Here is a 1805-nt window from a genome sequence, read left to right on the forward strand (position 1 = left end):
GATTTTGCTCGTAAAGCCGCCGCGTTATCGACCAAGAGCGTTCGCACAAACCCCCCTTTTCTGCCCGCGTCCGACAAATCCCCGCAACCCATGACTGCTCCTCAAAACGAAGTCTTGAATCAGAACTCGGCCCCTTTGGGAATCCCTTTTTGTCAACACGCCCTAGTCACGATCATGAAATTACGGGATGAGCTCACGTTGATAGTCGACAGCCGGGACAAGGTCGGGCGAGGGATTGCGACGAACTTAGGCGAAAAGACTTCGGCAGCCCAAACCACCGAACGGCTTGGCATAGCGCCAGCGAAGGGAGTCAGGCTGGGCCAAATCCAGGCGACCAACTCTGATCGACAGGCTGAACCCGAGAAGGCTCCCGAGCTAACCAAGGAGCGGGTCAAACCGTTCGATATCGGCATTTGACGGTTTGACTGGAATTGGGCCGATAGCGGCCGGTCTGCGATTGTCGAACGAACGGCGCAAAGCCGCTATTCTCCTAACGACCATGTTGCAGAAACTATGCTGCAGTAGCAAGGGCTGAAAGGCTCGGCACCCAGCAGAGCCAACAAACTCACAGTACAGCCAAAATCTAAACGACCATTTTGAGTTCCATTTCGGTTCTTTTTTCTGATTAAGGACTTTTAATCGCAATGCTCTCGAAAAGAAAATTTCTACTCAATATCAATATATTGCATATTATGGCCGACGTAGATTCAAGCCAATCTAGGTTCAAAATGAACAAAATATTTAGGGGTAAATGTAGGCTACAACTTTTCTGAAGTTCCAAACTAGGATGAAATAGCGCGATACTATTATCGTCAACAGAATTCGCTTTAGGACTGAGTTATGGTTTAGATTGCTCAGTTTACAAATAACAAGGATAAGCAAATGAAGTTCTTTCCGACAATTAGTAGAGGGCTCGCTCAAAGAAGTGACCAGGCAAGTGACGAACCTTCAATGACCGAAGTTACAGAATTTTCTATTCCCACAAGCGAACTTGAAGCGTTCGCCGCACGCCTCCTTGAGTTGAATGCCCCCAACGATAGCGTAGTCGTGCCCGATCATACCGAAATTGCTATCGCAAAAAAAATAATATCTATTCAGACAGATGTTTCAAAGATCCTTGAGATTGTATCAGTTCCGATTAGGCCCGCACTCGATGTCCTTCTTGACCTTTACATCAGTGAGAGCAAAGGCAGGAGGGTCTCGGTCTCGGATGCGAGCATTGCCGCCAATTGTCCAATGACGACGGGTCTGCGATGGGTGGGCGCGCTAGAGGATGCAAAGCTTGTGCAGAGGAACAGTGACGCTAATGACCAGCGTAGACGGTTCATTTCGTTAACGCCTCTAGGTAGGGCCTTAACACTCAAGTGCATTCAAGCATATTCGAACATTGCAGTACCCAGATCCAATGATTGACCTTATGCGGTTCGGCAAGATGCTCTTTTGCCTTCGAAGCTATACTTGAGAGTGCTCATTCGGTCTGAAAAGGGTAGACATGACTTAACCGCGTATAGTGGCGAGCATGAGAAACCGGAGTTTCTAGAGTTAAAGATGCCATTGGCGATCGCCATGGTTAGCCACATTATCGAGCGATACTCACCGACTATAATGCTCCGTAGCATTCGCTCGAAGATTGTACGAGCCAACCCAAATTTCGCAGGTTTCAGCCCCAAAAATTGATATTTCATCAACGAACGACCTAATCTGGCAACGAAAGAAGGCTTGAGTTGGAAACGAACCCTAGGCCGTGTTGACATAAGACGTCAGCCACAGGCGTGTGGCGGCGAGGTTGAGGAAGCTCTCGAAGG

General features: G+C 48.4%; 1 protein-coding gene and 1 pseudogene. Both read left to right on the forward strand.

The window, feature by feature from the left end:
• A pseudogene (locus EH31_RS17890) lies at positions 1–417 on the forward strand (hypothetical protein); the annotation flags it as partial.
• Between the two features lie 465 nt (positions 418–882).
• Positions 883–1413: a helix-turn-helix domain-containing protein gene (locus EH31_RS17105; RefSeq protein WP_051699389.1), complete on the forward strand. Its 531-nt coding sequence runs from the start codon at positions 883–885 to the stop codon at positions 1411–1413.
• Positions 1414–1805 lie beyond the last annotated feature (392 nt).

The organism is Erythrobacter longus (assembly GCF_000715015.1).
GTDB lineage: Bacteria > Pseudomonadota > Alphaproteobacteria > Sphingomonadales > Sphingomonadaceae > Erythrobacter > Erythrobacter longus.